23 protein-coding genes and 1 pseudogene are annotated in these 21,573 nt (G+C 58.8%); 11 read left to right on the forward strand and 13 right to left on the reverse strand.

Going from position 1 to position 21,573, the window contains the following annotated elements; all coding sequences use genetic code 11:
* The first annotated feature begins 64 nt into the window (after window positions 1-64).
* Both QK293_RS10260 and QK293_RS10265 read left to right on the forward strand, forming a co-directional pair.
* Window positions 65-2,119, forward strand: coding sequence for a S9 family peptidase (locus tag QK293_RS10260; RefSeq protein WP_282377129.1), 2,055 nt, complete (start codon window positions 65-67; stop codon window positions 2,117-2,119).
* Window positions 2,120-2,394: 275 nt separating this feature from the next.
* On the forward strand, window positions 2,395-2,868 hold the full coding sequence (locus QK293_RS10265) for a cyclic nucleotide-binding domain-containing protein (protein WP_282377131.1): 474 nt from the start codon (window positions 2,395-2,397) through the stop codon (window positions 2,866-2,868).
* Here QK293_RS10265 and QK293_RS10270 read toward each other — a convergent pair.
* Window positions 2,865-3,155: a hypothetical protein gene (locus tag QK293_RS10270; protein ID WP_282377133.1), complete on the reverse strand. Its 291-nt coding sequence runs from the start codon at window positions 3,153-3,155 to the stop codon at window positions 2,865-2,867. The two genes, QK293_RS10265 and QK293_RS10270, sit on opposite strands and share 4 nt — an antisense overlap.
* 98 nt (window positions 3,156-3,253) lie before the next feature.
* Here QK293_RS10270 and QK293_RS10275 point away from each other — a divergent pair, with 98 nt between their 5' ends.
* From QK293_RS10275 to QK293_RS10290, 4 genes are all read left to right on the forward strand, one after another.
* Window positions 3,254-3,940, forward strand: a complete 687-nt coding sequence (locus tag QK293_RS10275) for a hypothetical protein (RefSeq protein WP_076030084.1) — start codon at window positions 3,254-3,256, stop codon at window positions 3,938-3,940.
* 48 nt (window positions 3,941-3,988) lie between these two features.
* Window positions 3,989-4,363 (forward strand): YajD family HNH nuclease, encoded by a 375-nt coding sequence (locus QK293_RS10280; RefSeq protein WP_282377139.1) that lies wholly within the window; start codon window positions 3,989-3,991, stop codon window positions 4,361-4,363.
* 100 nt (window positions 4,364-4,463) lie between these two features.
* Window positions 4,464-4,934, forward strand: a complete 471-nt coding sequence (locus QK293_RS10285; protein WP_129441984.1) for an RNA methyltransferase — start codon at window positions 4,464-4,466, stop codon at window positions 4,932-4,934.
* A gap of 92 nt (window positions 4,935-5,026) precedes the next feature.
* Window positions 5,027-5,404, forward strand: coding sequence for a DUF2892 domain-containing protein (locus QK293_RS10290; protein WP_282377142.1), 378 nt, complete (start codon window positions 5,027-5,029; stop codon window positions 5,402-5,404).
* 36 nt (window positions 5,405-5,440) lie between these two features.
* Here the strand turns inward: QK293_RS10290 and QK293_RS10295 are convergent, their stop codons facing one another.
* Window positions 5,441-6,670, reverse strand: a complete 1,230-nt coding sequence (locus QK293_RS10295; protein ID WP_282377143.1) for a hypothetical protein — start codon at window positions 6,668-6,670, stop codon at window positions 5,441-5,443.
* A gap of 28 nt (window positions 6,671-6,698) precedes the next feature.
* Window positions 6,699-7,148: a YcgN family cysteine cluster protein gene (locus QK293_RS10300; RefSeq protein WP_282377144.1), complete on the reverse strand. Its 450-nt coding sequence runs from the start codon at window positions 7,146-7,148 to the stop codon at window positions 6,699-6,701.
* Between the two features lie 166 nt (window positions 7,149-7,314).
* On the opposite strand from QK293_RS10300, the gene QK293_RS10305 reads away from it, so the two are divergent.
* Window positions 7,315-7,908 (forward strand): nitroreductase family protein, encoded by a 594-nt coding sequence (locus QK293_RS10305; protein ID WP_282377145.1) that lies wholly within the window; start codon window positions 7,315-7,317, stop codon window positions 7,906-7,908.
* Window positions 7,909-7,962: 54 nt separating this feature from the next.
* Here the strand turns inward: QK293_RS10305 and QK293_RS10310 are convergent, their stop codons facing one another.
* From QK293_RS10310 to QK293_RS10335, 6 genes are all read right to left on the reverse strand, one after another.
* Window positions 7,963-8,895, reverse strand: coding sequence for a D-2-hydroxyacid dehydrogenase (locus QK293_RS10310; RefSeq protein WP_282377146.1), 933 nt, complete (start codon window positions 8,893-8,895; stop codon window positions 7,963-7,965).
* A gap of 120 nt (window positions 8,896-9,015) precedes the next feature.
* On the reverse strand, window positions 9,016-9,309 hold the full coding sequence (locus QK293_RS10315) for a YcgL domain-containing protein (protein ID WP_007898694.1): 294 nt from the start codon (window positions 9,307-9,309) through the stop codon (window positions 9,016-9,018).
* Window positions 9,306-10,439: a ribonuclease D gene (gene rnd / locus QK293_RS10320; RefSeq protein ID WP_282377148.1), complete on the reverse strand. Its 1,134-nt coding sequence runs from the start codon at window positions 10,437-10,439 to the stop codon at window positions 9,306-9,308. The genes QK293_RS10315 and rnd overlap by 4 nt, the downstream gene beginning before the upstream one ends.
* 123 nt (window positions 10,440-10,562) lie before the next feature.
* On the reverse strand, window positions 10,563-11,225 hold the full coding sequence (locus QK293_RS10325) for a class I SAM-dependent methyltransferase (protein ID WP_282377149.1): 663 nt from the start codon (window positions 11,223-11,225) through the stop codon (window positions 10,563-10,565).
* A 73-nt stretch (window positions 11,226-11,298) separates the two neighbouring features.
* Window positions 11,299-12,948 (reverse strand): phosphoethanolamine--lipid A transferase, encoded by a 1,650-nt coding sequence (locus QK293_RS10330; protein WP_282377150.1) that lies wholly within the window; start codon window positions 12,946-12,948, stop codon window positions 11,299-11,301.
* Between the two features lie 179 nt (window positions 12,949-13,127).
* A complete protein-coding gene (locus QK293_RS10335; RefSeq protein WP_282377151.1) occupies window positions 13,128-14,510 on the reverse strand; it encodes a glutamine synthetase family protein in 1,383 nt (460 codons plus the stop codon).
* A 370-nt stretch (window positions 14,511-14,880) separates the two neighbouring features.
* On the opposite strand from QK293_RS10335, the pseudogene QK293_RS10340 reads away from it, so the two are divergent.
* A pseudogene (locus QK293_RS10340) lies at window positions 14,881-15,608 on the forward strand (MFS transporter); the annotation flags it as partial.
* 176 nt (window positions 15,609-15,784) lie between these two features.
* Window positions 15,785-16,720 carry a LysR family transcriptional regulator gene (locus tag QK293_RS10345; protein WP_282377153.1) on the forward strand — a complete coding sequence of 312 codons (936 nt, stop codon included), beginning with the start codon at window positions 15,785-15,787 and terminating at the stop codon, window positions 16,718-16,720.
* 3 nt (window positions 16,721-16,723) lie between these two features.
* Here QK293_RS10345 and QK293_RS10350 read toward each other — a convergent pair whose 3' ends face one another.
* The 4 genes from QK293_RS10350 to QK293_RS10365 all read right to left on the reverse strand — a co-directional run bounded on the left by QK293_RS10350 (window position 16,724) and on the right by QK293_RS10365 (window position 19,120).
* Complete coding sequence (locus QK293_RS10350; protein WP_282377155.1) at window positions 16,724-17,089, reverse strand: 5-carboxymethyl-2-hydroxymuconate Delta-isomerase; 366 nt, start codon at window positions 17,087-17,089, stop codon at window positions 16,724-16,726.
* 57 nt (window positions 17,090-17,146) lie between these two features.
* Window positions 17,147-18,073: a LysR family transcriptional regulator gene (locus QK293_RS10355; protein WP_282377156.1), complete on the reverse strand. Its 927-nt coding sequence runs from the start codon at window positions 18,071-18,073 to the stop codon at window positions 17,147-17,149.
* A gap of 288 nt (window positions 18,074-18,361) precedes the next feature.
* The gene (locus QK293_RS10360; protein WP_282377157.1) at window positions 18,362-18,553 is read right to left on the reverse strand and encodes a DUF1508 domain-containing protein; all 192 of its coding nucleotides are present in this window, start codon (window positions 18,551-18,553) and stop codon (window positions 18,362-18,364) included.
* 240 nt (window positions 18,554-18,793) lie between these two features.
* The gene (locus QK293_RS10365) at window positions 18,794-19,120 is read right to left on the reverse strand and encodes a hypothetical protein (protein ID WP_282377158.1); all 327 of its coding nucleotides are present in this window, start codon (window positions 19,118-19,120) and stop codon (window positions 18,794-18,796) included.
* 670 nt (window positions 19,121-19,790) lie between these two features.
* Between QK293_RS10365 and QK293_RS10370 the strand changes: the two genes are divergently transcribed.
* The gene (locus QK293_RS10370; RefSeq protein ID WP_282377159.1) at window positions 19,791-20,450 is read left to right on the forward strand and encodes a DsbA family protein; all 660 of its coding nucleotides are present in this window, start codon (window positions 19,791-19,793) and stop codon (window positions 20,448-20,450) included.
* 1 nt (window position 20,451) lies between these two features.
* On the forward strand, window positions 20,452-21,567 hold the full coding sequence (locus tag QK293_RS10375; protein ID WP_282377160.1) for an efflux RND transporter periplasmic adaptor subunit: 1,116 nt from the start codon (window positions 20,452-20,454) through the stop codon (window positions 21,565-21,567).
* Window positions 21,568-21,573 lie beyond the last annotated feature (6 nt).

The raw sequence follows: 21,573 nt of genomic DNA on the forward strand, positions 1-21,573 counted from the left end.
TTCGCACGTCAGGCTTGCCCGCCGTCTGCGAGACCCCTTTTCGTAAACCGCTCGAGAGTCCTTCATGCCCTTATCCGTCAACGTTTGCGACGCTCCCATTGCCCACAAGGCCGAAGGCGACGACCCGTATGCCTGGCTGCAGGAACGCGACACCGACGCTGTGCTCGACTACCTGAAAGCGGAAAACAGCTATCAAGAGGCGCAAACCGCCGATCAGGCCGCGCTGCGTGAAACCCTGTTCCAGGAGATCAAGGGCCGAATTCTCGAAACCGACCTGTCCTTGCCCTCCCCTTGGGGTCCATACCTGTATTACACGCGCACCACGGCGGGTGATGAATACGCCCGTCACTACCGCTGCCCGCGCCCGGCCGATGACAGCCTGCAGCTCGACGAAAGCCAGGAACAGCTGCTGTTGGACCCGAATGCGTTGGCCAAAGGCGGCTTCTTTTCCTTGGGCGCGTTCAGTATCAGCCCGGACCACCAGCGCCTGGCCTACAGCATCGACGCCACGGGCGATGAGATTTACACGCTGTTCGTGAAGGAGTTGTCCAACGGCCGTGTCAGCGAACTGGAATTCCAGGACTGCGACGGCAGCATGACCTGGGCCAACGACAGCCTGACCTTGTTCTTCGGCGAGCTGGACGAGACCCATCGCCCGCACAAACTGTTCCGCTATCGGCTGGACGGTACAGCGGCTGAAGAAGTGTTCCATGAGCAGGACGGTCGATTCTTCATGCATTGCTACCGCTCGAGCTCCGAGCAGCAATTGCTGCTGTCCCTGGGCAGCAAGACCACCAGCGAAGTCTGGGTGCTCGACGCGTTCCAGCCGCAGCAAGCTTTTACCTGTATCGCACCGAGGGTTGAAGACCATGAGTACGACGTCGACCACGGCGCGCTCGACGGTCAATGGACCTGGTTCATTCGCACCAACCGCGACGGTATCAACTTTGCCCTGTACCACGCCGTCGACACCGGCGTGGCGCCGACCGAGGCCGATTGGCAGAACCTGATCCCGCACAGCGACACGGTGATGATCGACGGCATGAGCCTCAACGCCGGGGCCATGACCCTGAGCCTGCGGGTCGGTGGCTTGCCAGTGATTGAAGTTCATCCGCAAGACCTGCCCAGCTACCGTGTGCAACTACCGGATGCGGCCTACAGCCTTCACGTGCAAAACAGCCTGGAATTCGTCAGCGACAGGATCCGCCTGCGCTACGAAGCGTTGAACCGTCCGGCGCAAATCCGCCAGCTTGAGCTGGGCAGCGGCGAGCAGAAAGTCCTCAAGGAAACCCCGGTGCTCGGGCCGTTCGACGCCGATGCCTACGTCAGTCAGCGTCTGTGGGCGACGGCACCGGACGGTACGAAAGTGCCGATCAGTTTCGTCGTCAAACGCGAAGCACTTGGCAAGCCGACGCCGCTTTATCTGTACGGCTATGGCGCCTACGGTGAAAGCCTCGACCCGTGGTTCTCCCACGCGCGTTTGAGTCTGCTGGATCGTGGCGTGGCATTCGCCATCGCTCACGTGCGGGGCGGCGGTGAACTGGGCGAAGCCTGGTATCGCGCTGGCAAGCAGGAACACAAGCACAATACCTTCAGCGACTTCATCGCCTGCGCCGAACACCTGATCGCCGAGGGCTTCACCACATCACAGCAATTGGCGATCAGCGGCGGCAGTGCCGGCGGTCTGCTGATCGGCGCGGTGCTCAATCAGCGGCCGGAGCTGTTCGGCGTAGCGATTGCCGAAGTACCGTTCGTCGACGTGCTGAACACCATGCTCGACCCGGATCTGCCGTTAACCGTCACCGAATACGACGAGTGGGGCAATCCTGAAGAGCCAGAGGTCTATGAGCGAATCAAGGCCTACGCCCCGTACGAAAATGTCACCGCGCAAGCCTATCCGGCGACCCTGGTGATTGCCGGCTACAACGATAGCCGCGTGCAGTACTGGGAAGCAGCCAAGTGGGTGGCAAAATTACGCGCGACCAAAACCGACACCCATCCCCTGCTGCTCAGGACCGAATTGGGTGCCGGGCATGGCGGGATGAGCGGTCGTTATCAGGGATTGCGTGACGTAGCACTCGAATACGCATTTGTTTTCAAGGTTTTGGGCATCGCCTGAGGAACTCCGTTCGGCGTGCCGGTCTTAACACCAGTACGCCGGGCCCTGCCTACACGCTATCCTTGTAGCAGCTGGCGAAGCCTGCGTTCGGCTGCGCAGCAGTCGTAAATGCGGATACCGCGGATTAAATGAAACACCGCGGCGTCTGATTTTACGACTGCTGCGCAGCCGAACGCAGGCTTCGCCAGCTGCTACATGGGATCGTGGGTGGCCAGTATCATTGACCTTAGCCAGGCCCGGACCAGCAACAGACACACGAAAAAGACCGTGACGACATGTCAGAACCGACCTTACTGAACAACGAAATTCGTGACTGGCTGATGGACTGTGGCCTGTTCGATCAACTGCTGCCGGCGGACTTCGCCGCTGCCTCGGGTTACTTCAGCATCAGCACCATTGCTCAGGGCGAAGAGATTTTCCATGAGGGCGATGCCGGCAGCTTCATGTGCATCATCCACACCGGCCAGGTGGCGGTGCAGAAAACCAACAGCGACGGGCAACGGGTGACCATGGCAACGTTGCGCAGTGGTCGGGCGTTCGGCGAAATGGCCGTACTTGACGGCGAACGACGTTCAGCCAGTTGCGTGGCCGCGAGCAATTGCCAGTTGCTCAATCTGGGTAAGGACTCGATGGAAAAGATGCTCAACGATGCACCGAAAATCGCCGCCAAAGTCATCCGCGCCCTTGCCGTTTCCCTCTCCAAACGCCTGCGCATGGCCGACGGACAACTGCTCTCGCAGCAGGTTTAACCGCCGGGTGATTTGGTTTTCGACGAGTTTTGCTCCAGCCCCGGCAGCGGCTGGTCCTTGGTGGGCGGGCTAGGCATTTCAATGGGCACCAACGGCGGACCGCCACTGCCCGGGCCAACCTTGGGCACGCTGGTCGGAGTGATTTGCGGGTACGGTGTCGGGGTCGCAGTACCGGGCGAACCGGGCAGGGGTGCGGGGTTGGTGGGAATGGTTTGCAGCGCCTGGGCCTGCACTGCAGTTATCGAGAGCGCGGCCAAGGCAATGACCGTTAGAATGGTGCGCTTCATCAATGGCTCCGTTGGCCTTGGTGTCTTTTTGCAGGCTACTCCCAACGGCGCGTGTTTGCCTTCCTCCTCTTTTGCCAACTTCTCCTCAAGTGAGTCCCATGAAACGTTTCGTTCTGCTCGACACCACTCCAATACCTGAAAATGGCGGTGCCTTGTGCCTGTTCGAATACGGTGAGGATTTTGTCATCAAGATCCAGGGCGGCGACGGCGGGCAACTGATGAACACCCGCATGCACGGCTCCGAAGATGCGCTGGCGGAGATCCCGTGCCGTAAAGTGGCCGGCCGGCCGAATTCGCGCGTGCTGATCGGCGGCCTGGGCATGGGCTTCACCCTCGCCTCGGCCCTCAAGCACCTGGGCAAGACCGCTGAAGTGGTCGTCGCCGAACTGGTGCCGGGGGTGGTGGAGTGGAACCGTGGACCGCTGGGCGAGAAAGCCGGGAACCCGCTGCTCGACCCGCGTACGGTCATTCGCATGGAAGACGTGGCCAACGTGCTACAAGCCGAGCCACAAGGTTTCGACGCGATCATGCTCGACGTCGACAACGGCCCCGAAGGCCTGACCCAGAAGGCCAACAGCTGGCTCTACTCCGCTGGTGGCCTGAGCGCCTGCGCCAAGGCCCTGCGGCCCAAAGGAGTGCTGGCCGTATGGTCTGCGAGCGCTGACCGACAGTTTTCCGACAAACTGAAGAAGGCCGGCTTCAAGGCCGAGGAAGTCCAAGTCTTCGCCCACGGCAACAAAGGTACCCGTCACACCATCTGGATTGCCGAGAAGCTCAAGGGCTGAGCTAAACTGCGTTTATTACCGTCATTAGTCTTTTACAAAGGTGAACCCATGAGTTCGTCAACGCCTCCGTCCAACACGTCGAAGCTGGACCGCATCCTTGCTGACAACCAGCGCGACAAGGAAATGGGTTACCGCGACAAGGCCCTGAAAATGTACCCGCACGTGTGCGGTCGCTGCGCCCGTGAGTTTTCCGGCAAGCGCCTGAGCGAACTGACCGTGCACCACCGCGACCACAACCACGACAACAACCCTCAGGACGGCTCGAACTGGGAGCTGTTGTGCCTGTATTGCCACGACAACGAACACTCGCGGTACACCGACCAGCAGTATTTTGGTGAAGGCTCGCTGAGCTCGCCGAAAATCGCCAAAGCGACGCATAACCCGTTTGCGGCGTTGGCGGGGTTGATGAAGAAAGAAGACTGAGCCCCGCATGATCGTTCCCACCAGAGCGTGGGAGCGATCACCGAACACCCCTCCCCCAATCCCCGTATAATCGCCGTTTTTTCCCCGAAGGCACCCGCTCGTGGCAGACAAACGGTACAGCTGCATTGGTTTGTATAACCCCAAATCACCGGAGAACGTCGGTTCGGTGATGCGCGCCGCTGGCTGTTATGGCGTGGCGTCCGTGTTCTACACCGGCAAGCGCTATGAACGCGCCGCCGACTTCGTCACCGACACCAAGCGAGTCCACTACGACATTCCGCTGATCGGCATCGACGACCTGAAAAAAATCCTGCCGCTGGGCTGCGTCCCGGTCGCTGTGGAATTGGTGGACGGCGCCCGTTCGCTGCCGGAATACACGCACCCGGACCGCGCGCTGTACATTTTTGGCCCGGAAGACGGCTCGCTGGATAAAGAGATTCGTGACTGGTGCGAAGACGTGGTCTACATCCCGACCACCGGCTGCATGAACCTGGCGGCCACCGTCAACGTCGTGCTCTATGACCGCCTGTCCAAGGGACTCAACACCCGTTCCGGGGCGAAGTTTCGCTGACTCACCGAACATCCGATGGAACAAGCCGCCCACCTCGGCAGTCAGCTTAATTATCTATTGTTGAAGCAGCTATTCCAGCCAGGAGACAGATCATGAGCGATCTCAAACGCGTAGAACGCATCGAATCCACCCCGTTCCAGACTCACACTGACCAGAACGTTGAGGGTTGGGAACGCATTGCTTCCCTGGCCGGCGGTGTGGTGATGGTCGGCAAGGGCCTGCGTCGCGGCGGCGTTTTCGGGTTGATTCAAGTGGCGATCGGCGGTGTGGCCCTGGCGCGTGGGATTACCGGGCACAGTTCGGTGAAAAGCCTGCTTGAGAAAAGCCGTCAGGACATGAACAACGTACGGGTGAAGATTCAGCGGGCGGGTGAAGAGCTGAACCGGTTGAAGGCGAATGCTGAAGCGGCGACCAATACCGCTACCGTAACGGGCAATGATTCTTTGACGTCGCCAAAAACCGGGGTTTGATCCAGGCGACGATCGTTCCCACGCTCGTGGGAACGATCACTGCAGCAACTCGGTATCGAGGACTTTGGAGGACTCGCCAATAACGCTCTCACTGAGCAGAACAAATTCCTTGGTATCCACGCTCTCCAGATGCATCGCTCCTTGCAATACATCATCCAGCGAACGCTTGTTGCGGGTCTTCAGACGAATTTCGCGATCCAGTTCCTGCAATAACACGACCGCTTTCGAGACCTGCGCCGGACTGGCCTGTTCACCGCGCAATGTGCTGACCTTCTGGCTGTCCTTGGCCAACTTCTTCTGCAAACTCTCATACCGCTCATCACTCATGCCGCCAGCGCGGCGCACCAGTTCGATGGCGTAATACTCGGCAAATCCTTCGCTGATCCAGTCACTGCGCTGCTTGTCGTTGATCCGCCCGAACACCTGAGCCAATTCCCGCACCAACGCACTGGTGCCGTTTTCGCTGACCAGCGGCAGACGCGTGTTCAGATAGATCGATTCACGTGCCGCCAGACTGCCACGCCACATCGGGTCGTTGGCACCGACGATTAACAGTTTGGTGGGATGACGGGGATACACCGCCTGCACTTGCGGCCAGATAAAGGTCAGCAGCGTCAGGACATCCATGCGGCGCATGCCCTGGCCTTGAGGCGAGGCGACGGTGACCTCGGTTTCCCCTAACCGCGTGCGACGGCTGCCGAGGTGGCCCGCAAGCATCCAGCCCGTGGGCCGGTCGAACAAGCGAGAAACGTTATCGACCCGGAACTTGTTCTTGCCGGTCCGCGGCCAGGCGGTTTCAACGCTTTTCCAGCCGGTGGGCAATTCGAATTCAAGCCGCGAAACCAACTCGATGCCATCCTGCTGATCGAGTTTGGCCGCCGGCACCAGGTCATCGCCGCGCATCAGCGCCCAAGTTGGTGTCATGCGCGTGTCGAAGCTGCCGCTCTTGCGCCCGTGGCTGATGCGTACGCGGTAGGTCAGGCTGGCCTTGTCGGCGGCCGGACGCCAGACACCACGGGCCTGTTTGCCCGGCGTGAGCTGCCATTGGCCATCGGCCTTGAAGTCGCTGTAGTGGCTGCCGTCACCCAGGTCGAAATCCAGACTGCGCACTGCCGAACCCTGGGCCAGGGTCAATCGCACTTCAGCCTGATCACTTTGCGGGAACAGGCGAACGTGGTAATCCAGATCGACCTTCTTCGCCGCCCACACGGGCGAACTCAGGGCAAAAAGCCCAAAGGCCAACGCCAGCCGCAATCCCACAGCCATACACACTCCTTCGTGAAACGTTAGGCGTTCAACCCGCCCTGAATATCAGATGGTCTTCCCAATCCTCTTCAGCCACGCTGCCTTCGGCGAGCATGCGCCCGGACTGGGAAATACGTTCGTGGTGCACCGCATCGCGATCACCGCACACCAGAGGATGCCAGAGCGGCAGGTCCTTGCCTTCGCTGACCAATCGATAGCCGCAGGTCGGTGGCAACCATTTGAACTCATCGGCCTTGCCCGGTGTGAGCTGGATGCAGTCCGGGACGAAATCGCGGCGGTTGGGGTAATCGGTGCACTGACAGGTTTTCAGGTCCAGCAGTTTGCAGGCGATGCGCGTGTAGTAAACGCTGTTGTCGTCTTCATCCTCGAGCTTTTGCAGGCAGCACAGGCCACAGCCATCGCACAGCGATTCCCATTCCTCTTGATCAAGTTGATCGAGGGTTTTGCGTATCCAGAACGGTTCGACTTTGGCGGCCATGGCTCAAGCATCAACATCAGGTGGTGAAAAGGCCGCCAGTCTAGTGCCAAGGCCGTTGTCGGCCAAGCATTGGCGACTGCCGGTAGAACCGGACTTGCCAGTTATTGCGCCGCCCAGTAGGGTTTTGCGTCGCCCCTCACGTTCAAACGTAGCAAGGAATGTCTTGATGAGTGCTAATCCACGCGTTGCCGATTATGCCATCCACCCTCAGTTCACTGATCGCTGGTCGCCCCGCGCCTTCACCGGTGAAGCGATCCCCATCGAGACCCTGCTGAGCTTCTTTGAAGCCGCACGCTGGGCGCCATCGGCTTACAACTCGCAGCCTTGGCGGTTTCTGTATGCGCGTCGCGACACGCCAAACTGGGAGCGCTATCTGGGGCTGCTGAACGAATTCAACCGCAGCTGGGCGCAACACGCCTCGGCGCTGGTGATCGTGATCTCGAAAACCACCTTCGCAGTGCCTGGCGCCACCGAAGAAACCCCGGCGCTGTGGCACACCTTCGACACCGGTTCGGCCTGGGGCCATCTGGCGCTGCAAGCGAGCATCAGCGGCTGGCACACCCACGGGATGGCCGGTTTCGACCAGGAACTGACCCGCAAAGCGCTGAACATTCCTGAGGGTTATGCGCTGCACGCGGCGGTGGCGGTGGGCAAACTGGGCGATAAGGCAACGCTGGCGGATTACCTGCAAGCGCGTGAAGAACCGAGCCCGCGTCGTCCGCTGAGCGAGTTGGCCGCCGAAGGCGACTTCACCCTCTAACCGCGCTCCACCCGATCGCTCCCACGCAGCGTGGGAACGATCATTGCGGTGTACTCAGTAGCCGCGATTGAAATCCACTTCCCCGCGCAACGCCTCACTCGCCTGATACGCCCGCAGGTTTTCGACAAACAGATTCACCATCATCGATGGCGAAGTCGGTGCCGAGCTGTGGCCGGTCAGCAGCAAGCCCCACGCCGTCCAGAACGGGTGACGCTGCGGCAACGGTTCCTGACGGCAGACGTCGATCACGGCACCGGCCAGATGCCCTTCTTTCAAGGATTCCACCAGGTCCGCATCGACCACTGCCACGCCGCGTCCGACGTTGATGAACAAACCGGTCGGTTTGAATTGCTTGAACAGCGCCGCGTCGTACAAGTCGTGGGTGTTCGGCGTATTCGGCAGCAGATTGATCACGTAATCCACTTCACCCACCAGACGCGGCAAATCAGCCAGCGCCCCCACTTCGACAAACGGCGTCTGCTCACGGGCTTCGCTGGCGACGCCGTACAACTCGACGCCAAACGGCACGAGGAACTGTGCCACGGTCTGCCCGATGTCACCGGTGCCGACGATCAACACTTTGCGGCCGGCCAGGCTTTGGCCCTGGCGACTGTCCCACCTGCGCTCGACCTGGCTGACCAGCCGCGGCAGCACTTCGCGCTCGTGGCCAAGCATGTAGGTCAGCACGTATTCGGCCATGACCTGACCGAAAATCCCCACCGCCCGGGTCAGGCGATAGTGCCGAGGCAAGCCGTCGGCCAGCAGCGGCGTGATGCCCGCCCAGGTCGATTGCAGCCATTGTGGCTCGTGGCCCTGACGCAGCAGGGTCGCCAGCAGGTCCGGCTGACCGAGCCAGATCGGACAATCGGCGGCCTGGCTGGCCAGTTCGGCGGAGTCACCGCTGGTCAGCACTTCCAGGTCAGGCGCTGCTTGACGCAACAGCTGGGCGTACACAGGGTGGTCGTGTTCAGCTATCAGAACGCGCATGGTTCAAACCTTTCGAAAACAGTGCAGACGGCCACCGACGGAGTATCGCCCCATCGCCCTGGCCATCGCCAAAATCATTCCAGTGTTTCATAAAGGCTCTGAACAGAGCCTGTCTGCCGATCACATCGGGTCGTTACGTCGCAGCAATTCTTCCGGCAAGTGTTCGATGTACTCGTCTTCGGCCGGCGGCATTTGCAAGTGATAACCCTGCTTCTCAAGGTTTTCCAGCACCACGGTGATGTCCTCGCGCGACAGTTTGCGCTCGGGGGTCAGCACCAGGTCGAAGGCGTGATGCGGTTTGCCGAAGGCGGCCATCAGGCTTTCCGGAACGCGCTCCAGTGCATCGCTTTTGAGCACATAGAGGTACATCTCGTTTTTCTTCAGGCTTCGATAAATGGAGCAAATACGTTTCAAGGCTGTTCTCCGGCGGTGGCCAGGCTGTCGAGCAGCGCCTGGCCCATCAATTCGCGGCGCCAGCCACGCAGCGAATCAGGCAATTGGTAAGGACCATTGGGGTAGCCGCTCTTGAGCAGCGCTTCCAGGGTTTTCTTGCGCAGCATCAGCTCTGGCGCAATGTTCAGGCGCTCGGCTTCGGCCTGGCCGATCGCACGCAGCTGTTTGACCAGGGCGGCGGCGTCCACCGGTAATGGCTCCGGCACTGCTGGCGGCCATTGGTCTGGCGACACACTGCCAGAGCGCTTGATCAGATCAAGCAGAAATTCGCCATCCTGACGCACGGTACGCGGGTGCATGTCTTCGATTTTCGCCAACGCGCCGAGGTTGTCCGGCTGAGTCCGCGCCAGCGGCCACAGCGAATGCTCACGAACGATGCGATTTCGCGGCAGATCACGGGCACGGGCTTCGCGCTCGCGCCAGGCGCACAGTTCACGCAACACCACGAGTTGGGCGCGGGAGAGCTTCCAGGCCAGCTTGGCTTCGCGATAGACCTCATACGGATCAACTTCGCGACGCAGGTTGGCCACCAGCTCGGCGCCGTCTTCCAGGACCCAGGCGTACTTGTCGTCAGAAAGCTTCGGACGAAGCTGTACGAAAACTTCCGCCAGGTGCAAGGCATCTTCGGCGGCGTAGCTGATTTGAGTCTCCGAAAGTGGGCGTTGCAGCCAGTCGGAACGGGTCTCGCCCTTGGGCAGATCGATGCCGAGCACTTCCTGCACCAACCGCGAATAACCCATGGAGAAACCCAGGTTCAGGTAAGCGGCGGCCAGTTGAGTGTCGAACAGTGGCGCCGGCAGGCTGCCGGTCAGGCGCAGCAGGACTTCGAGGTCTTCGCTGCACGCATGGACGACTTTGACCACGGCCGGGTTTTCCAGCAACGCGGCCAGAGGTTGCCAGTTGTCGATGGTCAGGGGGTCAATCAGGTAAGCGCGTACGCCATCGCCGATCTGCAGCAGGCCTGCGATCGGATAAAAGGTGTCGACCCGCATGAATTCGGTGTCGAGGGCAACGAATGGCAGCTGCTGCCACTCGGCGCAAAACTGACCGAGGCTATCGTTGTCGCGAATCCAGTGAATATCGATGGCCACACGGCTCTCCCTTGAAGAATGGCGCGCAGTATATATCGCCCCCGGCGATTTCCGCGCATCCACTGAACAAGAGCTTTAGCGAAAAAGCCTGCCTGACAGCAAGAAATGTCTGACAAGCGGAGCCTAGCTGGCCTTACGCAGGACGTAGACCCGCATCCGCGCACAGCCGGGCAGGAAGTCTTGATGACTGAGCAAGCGCAAACCTGCGCGCTTGAACTCGGCTTCCACCTCGGCCTTGCTGGCCAACTGTCGGGCCGGAGCGCCCTGTGCATCCGAGCGCTGGCCTTTGAAATGAGCATCGACCTTTACCGCCACAATCACCGTATCGCGACTGACCCGATGGAACTCCTTAAGCATGGCCAAACGATGTTCGGGGCTGGCGAGGTGTTGAAACAGCTGCATGCAAAAAATGCAGTCAACCGCGTTCGCCGATAAGCCAATTGTGAACGCTGAACTCTGAAAGGTCTTGACCCGTTTCAGCAGACTTTGCGGATGATGGGTACGGGCATGGTCGAGTATGTCCTGAGACGGGTCGGCCGCAAGGATCACCCGGTTGGCATGCTCGGCCAATACCGGCCAAAAGCGCCCGACACCACAGGCCAAATCGAGAACCAGGCCTGGCTCGCCAGCAACCTTGAGCGCGTTGCGCACCAGTTGCTCTTTACGCCAGAACGTCAACCGCCCGGCCAGGCCACGCGGTTGCGACTGAAGACAGACGCGGGCGTGCTCCTGATCGTAGCGCCGGGCGATCTCAAGCTCGATGGCAGATGGGGGTTGAGCGGACATGTGCAAGGGCTCTTGGGGGAAACTCTACCAGCCGCAGGTTAGCGGCCGGGGCGTGAAAAAAAGGTGGGAACGCTCATTCTTTGGCCAACACGCCGTCAATCACCGCACCGCGACATCCGGCAAACATATCCAGATTCTGGTTGTACACCTTGCTGCTGACCTCCAGCAGACCAAGCATCGAATGGAACAGATTGTCCTGGCTCAAGGGCTTCTCACGACTCAGTTGCAGGCAATGGGCGTCCACCGAGAACGACTTTTGATAGCTGTCGGAAAACCATGCCAACATCGCGACATGCTTTTGTTGTTCCGGCGCCAGCATGTAAGGCGTGCCGTGGAGGTACAAGTTGTACTCGCCCAGGGATTCGCCGTGGTCCGACAAATAGAGCATCGCGGTATCGACTTTGTCCTGATTTTTACGCAACAAATCGATCAGGGTGGACAGCACGTGATCGGTATACACCAGGGTGTTGTCGTAACCATTGACGATACTTTCGCGGCTGCAATTGTTCAGAGCGTTACTTTCACAAACCGGGGTGAAGCGTTCGAATTCTTTCGGGTAGCGCTTGAAGTACTCCGGACCGTGACTGCCCATCTGGTGCAACACCAGTACCGTGTCTTTATCCAGGGTATCGATGAAGTGCTGCAAACCTTGCAGCAGGATTTCATCGCGGCATTCGCTATTGGCGCACAGCACCGGGTCTTTCAGGTTACTGACGTCGTCGAGGGTGACCCGATCGCACGTGCCTTTGCAGCCCGATTGGTTATCACGCCAGATCACGTCGAGACCCGCGCGTTTGAGCACGTCCAGCAGGCCTTCCTGATTCTTTGCCTTACTGGCGTTGTAATCCTTGCGGCCCATGTCGGAGAACATGCACGGCACCGACACCGCTGTTTCCGTCCCGCAGGAATGCACGTTGGTGAAAGCGATCAGGCCAGCTTCTTTATTCAGTTTGGGTGTGGTGTCGCGGTCATACCCCAGAATGCCGAAGTTCTCGGCTCGGGCACTTTCGCCCACCACCAGCACCGTCAGGGATCTGCGGCCATGGGTTTGCCAGGCCGGAGTTCGCTGGGCATCTTCACCGAGCGTGACAAAGGGTTGTTGCGCCGACGCGACCTGCTCACGCAGATAGCCAGCCGAGGCACCGATGTAGTTGCTGGGTACTATCATCAGGCGCAACTCATGGTGATTGCGAAACAACGAAGACAGGCCCTGATAGTTAACCAGTGCAACGCCTCCGATCACGGCAACCGACGCGACACTTACCAGTGTTTTACTTATTAGCTCACGGTGCCAGCGGCGATAATTAACCGGGATCCCCCACAACAACAACGACGGCAAAACGCCCAGCAAAAGTATATAAACAAGCAATTTCAATGACAGCAAGTCACGCACTTCCGTCGCATTGGTTTGCGCAAAGTTACGCAGCATGCCGGTGTCAATCAAAACACCATATTGGCTCATGAAGTACGCCACGCCCGCACTGACCATGAAGATCAGCGTCAGGATCGGTTTCATCACGGGCCGGAAAGCCAGCAGGGTCAGCACAATGTTAAAAGCGGCCAGGATCATCAATCCGAAAGCCACGCGAATGACGATGCCCTTACCGTCAGACGCCGTGATTTCAAACAGGTGTTGCCAGAGAACAAGATTGAAGCCCGTTAATAGAAAGGCGCTGGCAATCAGTGTCACCCACTCGGGGCGCACGGCTTTAATCTTCAACATGATGATCGGCTGTTCCTGAAAAGAAGGGCCTTCGGTAAATGTGAAAATTTCATTTACCGCGACAGCACTAACTTTAGGCAGCCAACCATCAATTTTTTGTGAAAAAGAAGCCAACGATTAGTTGGCTCATGGCACTAGGCCAAAACTTTTAACTTATTTGAGAATGGTTCAGGTTCTGTTCAGGCTTGATTCAAATACCAGCGCCAGTCCTGCTCGCCGACTTCGCCCATGAACTGTCGATACTCGGCACGTTTTACCGCCAGGTAAACGCCGAGGAACTCACCGCCGAACGCTTCCCGTGCCCAGCTCGAACCTTCAAGCGCCCGCAACGTGGTCAGCCAGTCAGTCGGCAACAGTTCCGTGGCCTGGGCGTACCCATTGCCCTCCACCGGCGCGCCAGGATCGAGTTGTTCGCGTATACCGCGATGGATCCCGGCCAGAATCGCCGCAGCCGCCAGATACGGGTTGGCGTCGGCGCCACAGATGCGGTGTTCGATATGCCGGGAAAACGCCGGCCCGCCGGGCACGCGCAAACTCACGGTGCGGTTGTCCACGCCCCAGGTGGCCGCCAGTGGTGCGTAGCTGTTGGTCTGGAAACGGCGGTAAGAGTTGGCGTTCGGACAGAACAGCAGCAACGAATCGAGCAAGGTGCTGAGCATCCCGCCGACCGCCTGTTTGAGCAGCGGCGTGCCGTCCGGGGCTTCGCTGGCGAACAGGTTGTTGCCCTCCTTGTCCGCCAGGCTGACGTGCATGTGCATGCCAGTGCCCGCCAAGTCATCGAACGGTTTTGCCATGAAGCACGCCGTCATCCCGTACTTGTGGGCCACGCCTTTGACCAGCCGTTTGTAGCGCACCGCTTCGTCCATCGCCTGCAAGGCGTCGGTGCGGTGTTCGAGGGTGATTTCCACTTGCCCCGGCGCGTATTCGGAAATCGCCGTGCGCGCCGGAATACCCTGGAGCTTGCAGGCGCTGTAGAGATCAGCCAGAAACGGCTCGATCTGTTCCAGTTCACGCAAGCCGTAGACCTGAGTCCCACGGGGCCGCCCGCCATCGACATCCCGCGCCGGCTGCGGCCGACCGTCGCTGTCGCGCTGCTGATCCAGCAGGTAGAACTCCAGCTCCGCCGCCATCACCGGGTAATAACCGTCGGCCTTCAAGCCTTCGATGACGTTCGCCAGCAGATGCCGTGGATCGGCAATCGTCGCGGGCATGCCATCCTTCGGGTGCATGCTGACTTGCACCGCCGCCGTAGGAATCAGCCGCCAAGGCATGCGCTTCAAACTGCCACTGATCGGGTAAGCCCGGCAGTCGACATCGCCAACGTCCCAGACCAGGCCGGAGTTTTCCACGTCATCGCCGTTGATGGTCAGGCCAAGAATGGTGCTCGGCAATGGCCGCCCGCTTTCGTACACCGCCAGCAATTCATCGCGATGCAGCAACTTGCCCCGAGGTACACCGTTGTTGTCGAGGATGAACAACTCGAACATCTCGATATCCGGGTTCTGCTCAAGAAAGATCAGGGCTTCTTGCTTGGAGGCGAAGGATGTCGTGGCAAAACTCATGGGAATTCTCTTATTTCCGCGTCAGGCAAACGCACAGGCGCCGCCACTTTGATCCCGGCGCGCAGCGCGGGACCTGTAAGAACAATCAACGGGAAATGCAGGAATCCGGTGGGCGCGCGTGACGGCAGTGCCACAGCGCCCAGAAGGCTAATTCGGAGGGAAGTGTGACGGGACAACCGTCCATAGAAAAAACCACAGAGAACAGATGACCAGCAGCGTCACACGGGAGGTTAAGTCGTTAAATCGGGATTTGAAGAACTTTGGTTGCGGACTCGCTAAACATTGTTCGCGCCTTTCGGCTTCACACAGTTGTATTTAATGTCTAAATACTGCTCCGGACTTTCTGATTTGCGGTCTGCAGACCTCGCGCGCGTCGTTTGCACCGCGGGTGATGATCCGCACCGGCAGCTGGCGCATGGGCTTGGCGATCTGGGCGACGCGGGTGCTGGTAGCGTTGCTGTTTGGGTCCATGCAGCACGAAAGGATGCCGGCGCAGCCTGCTCAGGCGCAACGCAATGGGTCCTTCTTCGGCAACTCCCGCGCCTGGTTACTTGCAATCTTCTTCGGACTGGGCACGGCGTCCTACACCTGTGTGCTGGCCTGGCTGGCGCCGTACTAGTCGAAAAGGGTTGGAGCGAGCAAAACGCCGGGTTGCTGCTGGGTTTCTTGACCGCCATGGAAGTGTTGTCCGACCTGCTGACACCGGCCATCGCCAACCGCAGCCGAGACCGACGCGTGGTGCTAGTGGTGTTGCTGGCGCTGATCATGGCCGGTTTCTGCGGGCTTATTCTCAGCCCGCAACACCTGAGCCTGTTGTGGCCATGTCTGTTAGGGCTCGTCATCGGCGGACTGTTCCCGTTGAGCCTCATCGTGTCCCTGGATCATCTGGATAATCCCCAGCGTGCCGGCGGCCTGACCGCGTTCGTGCAAGGCATTGGCTATCTGATTGCCGGTCTCTCGCCACTGATTGCCGGGTTGATAGGCAATCGGTTCGGCCGCTTCGAATGGGCCTGGTGGTCACTGACCGGCGTCATGGCACTGATGATCCTGATGGTCTTGCGCTTCGATCCGCGACATTACGCCCAACACATCCCATGACCCGGAACCCACATCATGAAACGCCTGCAGCCGGTCAGGGTTGAAGGCATCTGGAACTGCCCCACAACTTTCCATGAAAGTTCCTACAGGGCATTCTCCTGGCACCATCGTTCCGTTAGGATCACTCGCACAAGTTTGCGCACAGTCAGCGCAAGGAGCACAGCGAGACGGAACGGATGCTGAACAGTAACTTGCTTAGAAAGCTCGATATGCAGGACCTCATGGTGTTTATCGCTGTGTATGAGCAAAGCAGCGTCACCGGTGTATCCGAGGCGCTCTGCGTCAGCCAGTCCACTGTGAGCTACTGCCTGAAAAAACTGCGCACCAGTTTCAAAGACGAGCTATTCATCAATACCCGCGCGGGTATGCGCCCCACCTACAAAGCCAGCACCATGTACACCCACGTGCTGAAGATCCTCGAAAGCATCAACCTGTGTCACGCCGGTGCCCAGGCGTTCGACCCGACCCGGCAACCGGTCACCTTCAATATCTACGCACCTGAATACTTCGAGCAGTTGATCCTGCCGCGTCTGTTGAAAAGCTTCGATTTCGCCGACCTTCCGGTGATGGTCAACATGCACAAGTTCGAAACCGACATCCCGGCCGAAGAACTGCGCGACGGCAGCCTCGACCTGGTGATTTGCTTCGGCCCGAACTTTCATCGCAGTCACGGCGATTTCAAATCCCGGAGGCTGCTGGAAGATGACCTGGTCTGTGTCTTCGACAAACGGGCCACACCGCCGGAGCCGCGTTTAAGCCTGCAAGCCTTTGCAGAACGCCGGCACGTGTTCCCGACACCCTGGACATCCACCACCAACATGGTCGACGGCAGGCTGGCGCAGCAGGCGCAAAAAAGGCAGATCGTCGCGCGCTCCAACAGCTACAGCGCGGCACTGAAGATGATCACCGGTACCGACTTCATCGTGACCCTGCCTCGGCGCATCCAGCAACTGCTGGCCAACGAGGCAATCTTCAATCACTGCGAAGTGCCTGACGACTTGCCGGGTTTCAGCCTCGACATGCAGTGGAGCCAGAATGTCGATCAGGACAGTGCCAACACCTGGCTGCGCGAACAAGTGGTCAAAGCCTGCACCGAGCAGGAAATGACCTGAAACTCAGGGGCTGATGGCAATCTTGGTGTAGGACTCTCGATCGATGTCGAGGATTTCCACGGCCAACTGGACTTCAACGTCCATCGGCCATTCACACAAGTCCTGCACCACCGCCAGCAGACTTTCGGACAACTGCTTCTTGATCTGCGCCGAGCGACCGCTCAGCAGTGCCAGTTTCACATGCACGAAGGCCCGTTCACCTAACGCCGTGCCGACCTTGAACGACTCGACCTTCACCGCTCGGCTCTTGATGTCGTATTCGGCAGCAAACTCACCGGAAGCCACCAACGTATTGTTGAGCCGGATCAACGCCACGTCGGCATTGAGCTCGGGCAGGTTGGCGGTGTATTCCATGTGCAGGTGAGGCATGACTGAGCTCCTCAAGGTTGGCAGAAAGGTCATACATATAACACAGCGTTGCCCTACTCACTCGGGCAGCGGCAACACCGCACGTTCACTCATGAACGCCTCCAGCCTCGACCTCAACCAGCGCTCGGCGGGGTCGGTATCGACATGGCTGAGCCAGACCATCGACAGATCCAGTGTCGGTGTCTTGAACGGAAACGGCTCCTGGAACAGCTGGCCGGACGCCGCCATGGCCTCAGCCGTATAGTCCGGCAGGCTGGCGATCAGATCGGTGCCCGCGAGCAAAGCCGGCAGCGAGCTGTATTGCGGCACGGAAAGGACGACCTGACGCGTACGACCAATCTCCGCCAGCCACTCATCGGCGTAACCACTGACATTGGCGGTGTGGGAAACCAGCACGTGCGGTCGCGCGCAATATTCATCGAGCGTCAGCGGTGTGTCCGATGCATCCGCGCGCAAAATGCTGGGCAGGATGTGCCGCAACAACTTGCGCTTGGCGTTGGCTGGCAAGCCACGGGTCTGGCTGATACCCACCGTGATATCGCCCGATGCCAGCAAATCCGGGATCCGCCAGTAATCGACATGCTGCACCACGAACACCACCTTCGGTGCCTCTTGGCGCAGGGCACGCAGCAACGGTGGCAACAGGCCAAACTCGACATCGTCCGACAGCCCGATTCGAAAGGTCATGGTGCTGCTGGCGGGGTCGAAATCATGGGTCAGGCTCAACGCCACCGACAACGAATCCAGGGCCGGCGACAGGTGCAGAATGATCTCCTCGGCCCGCGCCGTCGGCTCCATTCGATGGCCGACGCGAATGAACAGCGGATCGTTGAACATCGTGCGCAAGCGATTGAGCGCCGAACTGATGGTCGGCTGACCGAGAAACAACTTCTCCGCCACCCGGGTGACGTTGCGTTCGAGCATCAGCGTTTCAAACACCACCATCAGGTTGATGTCGGCCTTGCGTAGTTCGTTGCGATTCATCCACTGCCCCCGCTCCCAAATCTGATAACAGTTTAGGTAGGTGGCGCAATCGGCGTCTATGCGACTCAAGCAGTTTGCGTTTAATCCAAATTCAGACAGCGGCCTCGTCTTACATCCTCTTCCTGATTTCTTCGTTCATCTGGCGGCAAGCGCTTACGACTTTAAGCTCAGCAATGTTTAGGGCAAAGGCGTCTACGAACTGATCAAAAGAAAACTGGGACAGTCGCAACCGTAAGACCGCCCGGTTAAACGAAGCTACTCTGACTGAGCAGCTTCACCGCTTGAAGCCTAGATTTCCTTGACCGGCGTCTGATCGTGGGTCCCTTTGATCAAACTGATGGCATGCACACAATCAGCCTTGTTGACGTAAGCCTCCCCGCTGGCAATCGTTTCATTGTTTCCCGCCCTCAAACGCCACCGCCATTGACCTTTGCCAGTCTGTGCGATGCCACGGGTTTGCCTGTAAATCTCAAAATACATTGCTCGCTCCTTGCGATTGCTGATTACGGCAGATCAGTGACCTGCGAAACCAGAATAGATGAGGATTTTTTGAGGCAACGGGTTTCAATGTCAGCGGATATTTCGGAGAAATATCCTTGATTCGCGGGGCGGCCAATGGATACGGGGGTTGGTAAATAGAGTGACTGGGTTGAGTAAGTTTTCCCAGAAACTGGCTTAATTTTCTTACGCTGTAGCGTTACCTGTTCCGACGTCAGTTGACTAACTTTTCTGCTGAGTTGAATCGTCAGCTGACAAGGCCAGAGGCTGTTCCTGCATCAGCACTGGATCTTCCTCAAGTGGTGCTGCCGTAGTGGCGACTGGGTCAGGACGGGGTAGGAAACCCCGTACAACCCTATCAATCAGTGAAAGGATTCCATAGGTGATGAAGCCAAAGATAAGCCCGGCAACCACAATGCTCAAAGGATGAAGTTGCGCTGCGTCGGGGCTTTCCAACAGGTAGCGAAAAGCCTCAACAGCAACGGTCAGGCAGGCCGAAAATGCTGCCACCAGCTTCACAAACACCCAAAGACGTCGCCACCTGTTCATGCACTCCTCCGTCATCCGGTGATTTGCGCTGTATTCATGATAGCTAATGACCTGGATGCATCGTACTTTCTGAATCCGTCTGCGCTGACAGCCTGAGCAGCCCCGTTTCAACACACCCGCAGGTACTGCCTAGATTTCCTTCACCGACGTTTCGTTGTGGGCGCTTTTTATCAACCCGATCACGTGCAAGCAAGGCCCTTCCCGGTAAGCGGAGTGCCTCGCGACTGCCTGTAAATCTCAAAGTACATGGTTCGCTCCTTGCGACTGCTGATAACGACAGACTCCTGGTCTGTGCACGCAGAGTAGACGAGTGATTCAAGATTTAAGGGCGATCAAAAGTAAGCAAACACTGCTAAAAAATCACTCCATCTCGACGAAAGCCAACAGACACTGAGGCCAGTAAAAAGGGTAACTGAGTACAGTCACTTTTCAGGAAACATTACTTATTTTTCATACAGCGCCTATGCCGCATTCATCCCGACCTGCTCACGAAAAGCTCAGCACAAACAAGATCGCTCCGTGATTCCGCCCGACCCCATACCTGTCTACTACGACAGCTATCCGCCCGATGATGAGCACCATGGGTGGATATACCTCAAAAAAGTCGCTTTTTTGTTCATCACCCGCCAAGGGATAGTCCTGCCATCTCATTGATTTCAGGAAGTCCCCCATGAAGCCTCTAAAAGTTGAATATTTTCATGATGTTGTGTGTGGTTGGTGCTTTGTACTGGGCCCTCGTTTGAAAGCGTTGAGCGAAGAGTTCGATCTGGATATCGAGCATCGCAGTTTCGTCCTGCAATCGAACAACGCGCAGATGATCCAGCGTTTCGGTTCGATGCCCCAGGCCAAGGAAGTGATCCTCCAGCACTGGGAACAGTGCGCAAATGCCGAAGAGGTCAAGCGCATCAATATCGAAGACATGCGCCAACAGGATTTTGAATACCCCTCGGGCCTGCTGGCCGCCAAAGCCTGTCAGACCGCCCAGTCCCTGGCCGGACCCAAGGCCCACGAACTGATGTTTGACCGCCTGCAGCACGCCCATCTGGTGGAGAGCCGCAACATCGGCAGCCTGCAGACCATCCTCGAAGTGGCCGAGGAGCAAGGCTTCACCGCGGAATACTTCGCCCAGTACCTGCACCAGCACGCGCTGAGTGACCTGGAAAACGATCTCGCCCGAGGCCTGGCCCTGAACATCAGCTCGGTGCCGAGCCTCGTGGTCGAAGGAATGTGGATGATACCGGGGGCTCTGTCGCTGGACACGCTGTGCGACAACTTCACACAAATGCAGCAAGCCATTGCTGACAACCTTCCGGTTCTCGAGGACAACTGAGATGAAAATGACTTATTGGCTCAGCGGCGGCACTGCGCTGGCAGCGGCGATCGGGATTGCCGCCTTCACCCCGCTGTTGGCCAGCGGCAAGGCCGACAAGCCTGTCGCATCAGTGGCCGCGCTGACCCCGGTGGCCGTGGCCAGCGTGGTGTCCGGCCCGATCCCGGTGGAGCTTTCCGGCGTCGGCACCCTCGAAGCGGTGAATCAGGTCCAGGTCTCGCCGGAAGTCGGCGGGCGGATCGTGCAACTGAACTTCACCTCCGGCAAAAGCGTCAGCGCCGGCCAGGTGCTGATCAAGCTCAATGATGAACCCGAGCAGGGTGACATGAGCAAGCTACAGGCCCAGGCCAAGAACGCCCGGCTGGCCCTGGAGCGCACCCGCAAAGTCTTGCTGCTGGCCTCCACGCAATCGCAACTGGATCAGGCTCAGGCCAATTATGACCAAGTGCGCGGGGATATCGCCGGCGTCCAGGCGGTGATCAATCAGAAGACCATCCGCGCACCGTTCGCCGGGGTCCTGGGTATTCGCCGGGCCAACCTGGGCCAGTACCTCAACCCCGGTGATCCGGTGGTGACCCTGACCGATCTCTCGCGCCTGTTCGTCAACTTCCCGATGCCGGAACAGACCGCGGCCCAGTTGCAACCTGGCCAAGAGGTCCATTTGCGCGTCGACGCCTACCCGGACCGGTTGTTCAAGGCCATTGTCAGCACCCTCGAACAGCAGATCGATCCGGGCGCCCGCTCCATGCAGGTCCAGGCCACGCTGGACAATCCTGACCTATTGCTCAAACCGGGGATGTTCGCCGACGTCACGATTTCATTGCCCAACCCGACCACCGCCCTGACCGTGCCGGAAACCGCGATCAACTACACCGCTTACGGCAACTCGGTGTTTGTGGTGCGCGACAATGGCGGCCAACTGAAGGTCGAGCAGGTGTTCGTCAAGGTCGGCCCCCGTCATCGCGATCGCATCGTCGTACTCGATGCGATCAAACCCGGTGAGCGCGTGGTGATTTCCGGCCAGATCAAGCTGAGCAATGGCATGCCGGTGCGCATCACCGAGGATGCCATGGCCCAGAACAATGGCCCGCTCCTGGATATGGCGCAAAAGCAATGAAGCGTT

The sequence above is a fragment of the Pseudomonas sp. AL03 genome, assembly GCF_029960815.1.
Classification (GTDB): Bacteria; Pseudomonadota; Gammaproteobacteria; order Pseudomonadales; family Pseudomonadaceae; genus Aquipseudomonas.

Excerpts from the sequence above, each read along its gene's own strand:
- QK293_RS10260 (WP_282377129.1), top strand. The coding sequence starts at position 65 with ATGCCCTTATCCGTCAACGTTTGCGACGCTCCCATTGCCCACAAGGCC.
- QK293_RS10265 (WP_282377131.1), top strand. The coding sequence starts at position 2,395 with ATGTCAGAACCGACCTTACTGAACAACGAAATTCGTGACTGGCTGATG.
- QK293_RS10270 (WP_282377133.1), bottom strand. The coding sequence starts at position 3,155 with ATGAAGCGCACCATTCTAACGGTCATTGCCTTGGCCGCGCTCTCGATA.
- QK293_RS10275 (WP_076030084.1), top strand. The coding sequence starts at position 3,254 with ATGAAACGTTTCGTTCTGCTCGACACCACTCCAATACCTGAAAATGGC.
- QK293_RS10280 (WP_282377139.1), top strand. The coding sequence starts at position 3,989 with ATGAGTTCGTCAACGCCTCCGTCCAACACGTCGAAGCTGGACCGCATC.
- QK293_RS10290 (WP_282377142.1), top strand. The coding sequence starts at position 5,027 with ATGAGCGATCTCAAACGCGTAGAACGCATCGAATCCACCCCGTTCCAG.
- QK293_RS10295 (WP_282377143.1), bottom strand. The coding sequence starts at position 6,670 with ATGGCTGTGGGATTGCGGCTGGCGTTGGCCTTTGGGCTTTTTGCCCTG.
- QK293_RS10300 (WP_282377144.1), bottom strand. The coding sequence starts at position 7,148 with ATGGCCGCCAAAGTCGAACCGTTCTGGATACGCAAAACCCTCGATCAA.
- QK293_RS10305 (WP_282377145.1), top strand. The coding sequence starts at position 7,315 with ATGAGTGCTAATCCACGCGTTGCCGATTATGCCATCCACCCTCAGTTC.
- QK293_RS10310 (WP_282377146.1), bottom strand. The coding sequence starts at position 8,895 with ATGCGCGTTCTGATAGCTGAACACGACCACCCTGTGTACGCCCAGCTG.
- QK293_RS10325 (WP_282377149.1), bottom strand. The coding sequence starts at position 11,225 with ATGTCCGCTCAACCCCCATCTGCCATCGAGCTTGAGATCGCCCGGCGC.
- QK293_RS10330 (WP_282377150.1), bottom strand. The coding sequence starts at position 12,948 with ATGTTGAAGATTAAAGCCGTGCGCCCCGAGTGGGTGACACTGATTGCC.
- QK293_RS10335 (WP_282377151.1), bottom strand. The coding sequence starts at position 14,510 with ATGAGTTTTGCCACGACATCCTTCGCCTCCAAGCAAGAAGCCCTGATC.
- QK293_RS10345 (WP_282377153.1), top strand. The coding sequence starts at position 15,785 with ATGCTGAACAGTAACTTGCTTAGAAAGCTCGATATGCAGGACCTCATG.
- QK293_RS10350 (WP_282377155.1), bottom strand. The coding sequence starts at position 17,089 with ATGCCTCACCTGCACATGGAATACACCGCCAACCTGCCCGAGCTCAAT.
- QK293_RS10355 (WP_282377156.1), bottom strand. The coding sequence starts at position 18,073 with ATGAATCGCAACGAACTACGCAAGGCCGACATCAACCTGATGGTGGTG.
- QK293_RS10360 (WP_282377157.1), bottom strand. The coding sequence starts at position 18,553 with ATGTATTTTGAGATTTACAGGCAAACCCGTGGCATCGCACAGACTGGC.
- QK293_RS10365 (WP_282377158.1), bottom strand. The coding sequence starts at position 19,120 with ATGAACAGGTGGCGACGTCTTTGGGTGTTTGTGAAGCTGGTGGCAGCA.
- QK293_RS10370 (WP_282377159.1), top strand. The coding sequence starts at position 19,791 with ATGAAGCCTCTAAAAGTTGAATATTTTCATGATGTTGTGTGTGGTTGG.
- QK293_RS10375 (WP_282377160.1), top strand. The coding sequence starts at position 20,452 with ATGAAAATGACTTATTGGCTCAGCGGCGGCACTGCGCTGGCAGCGGCG.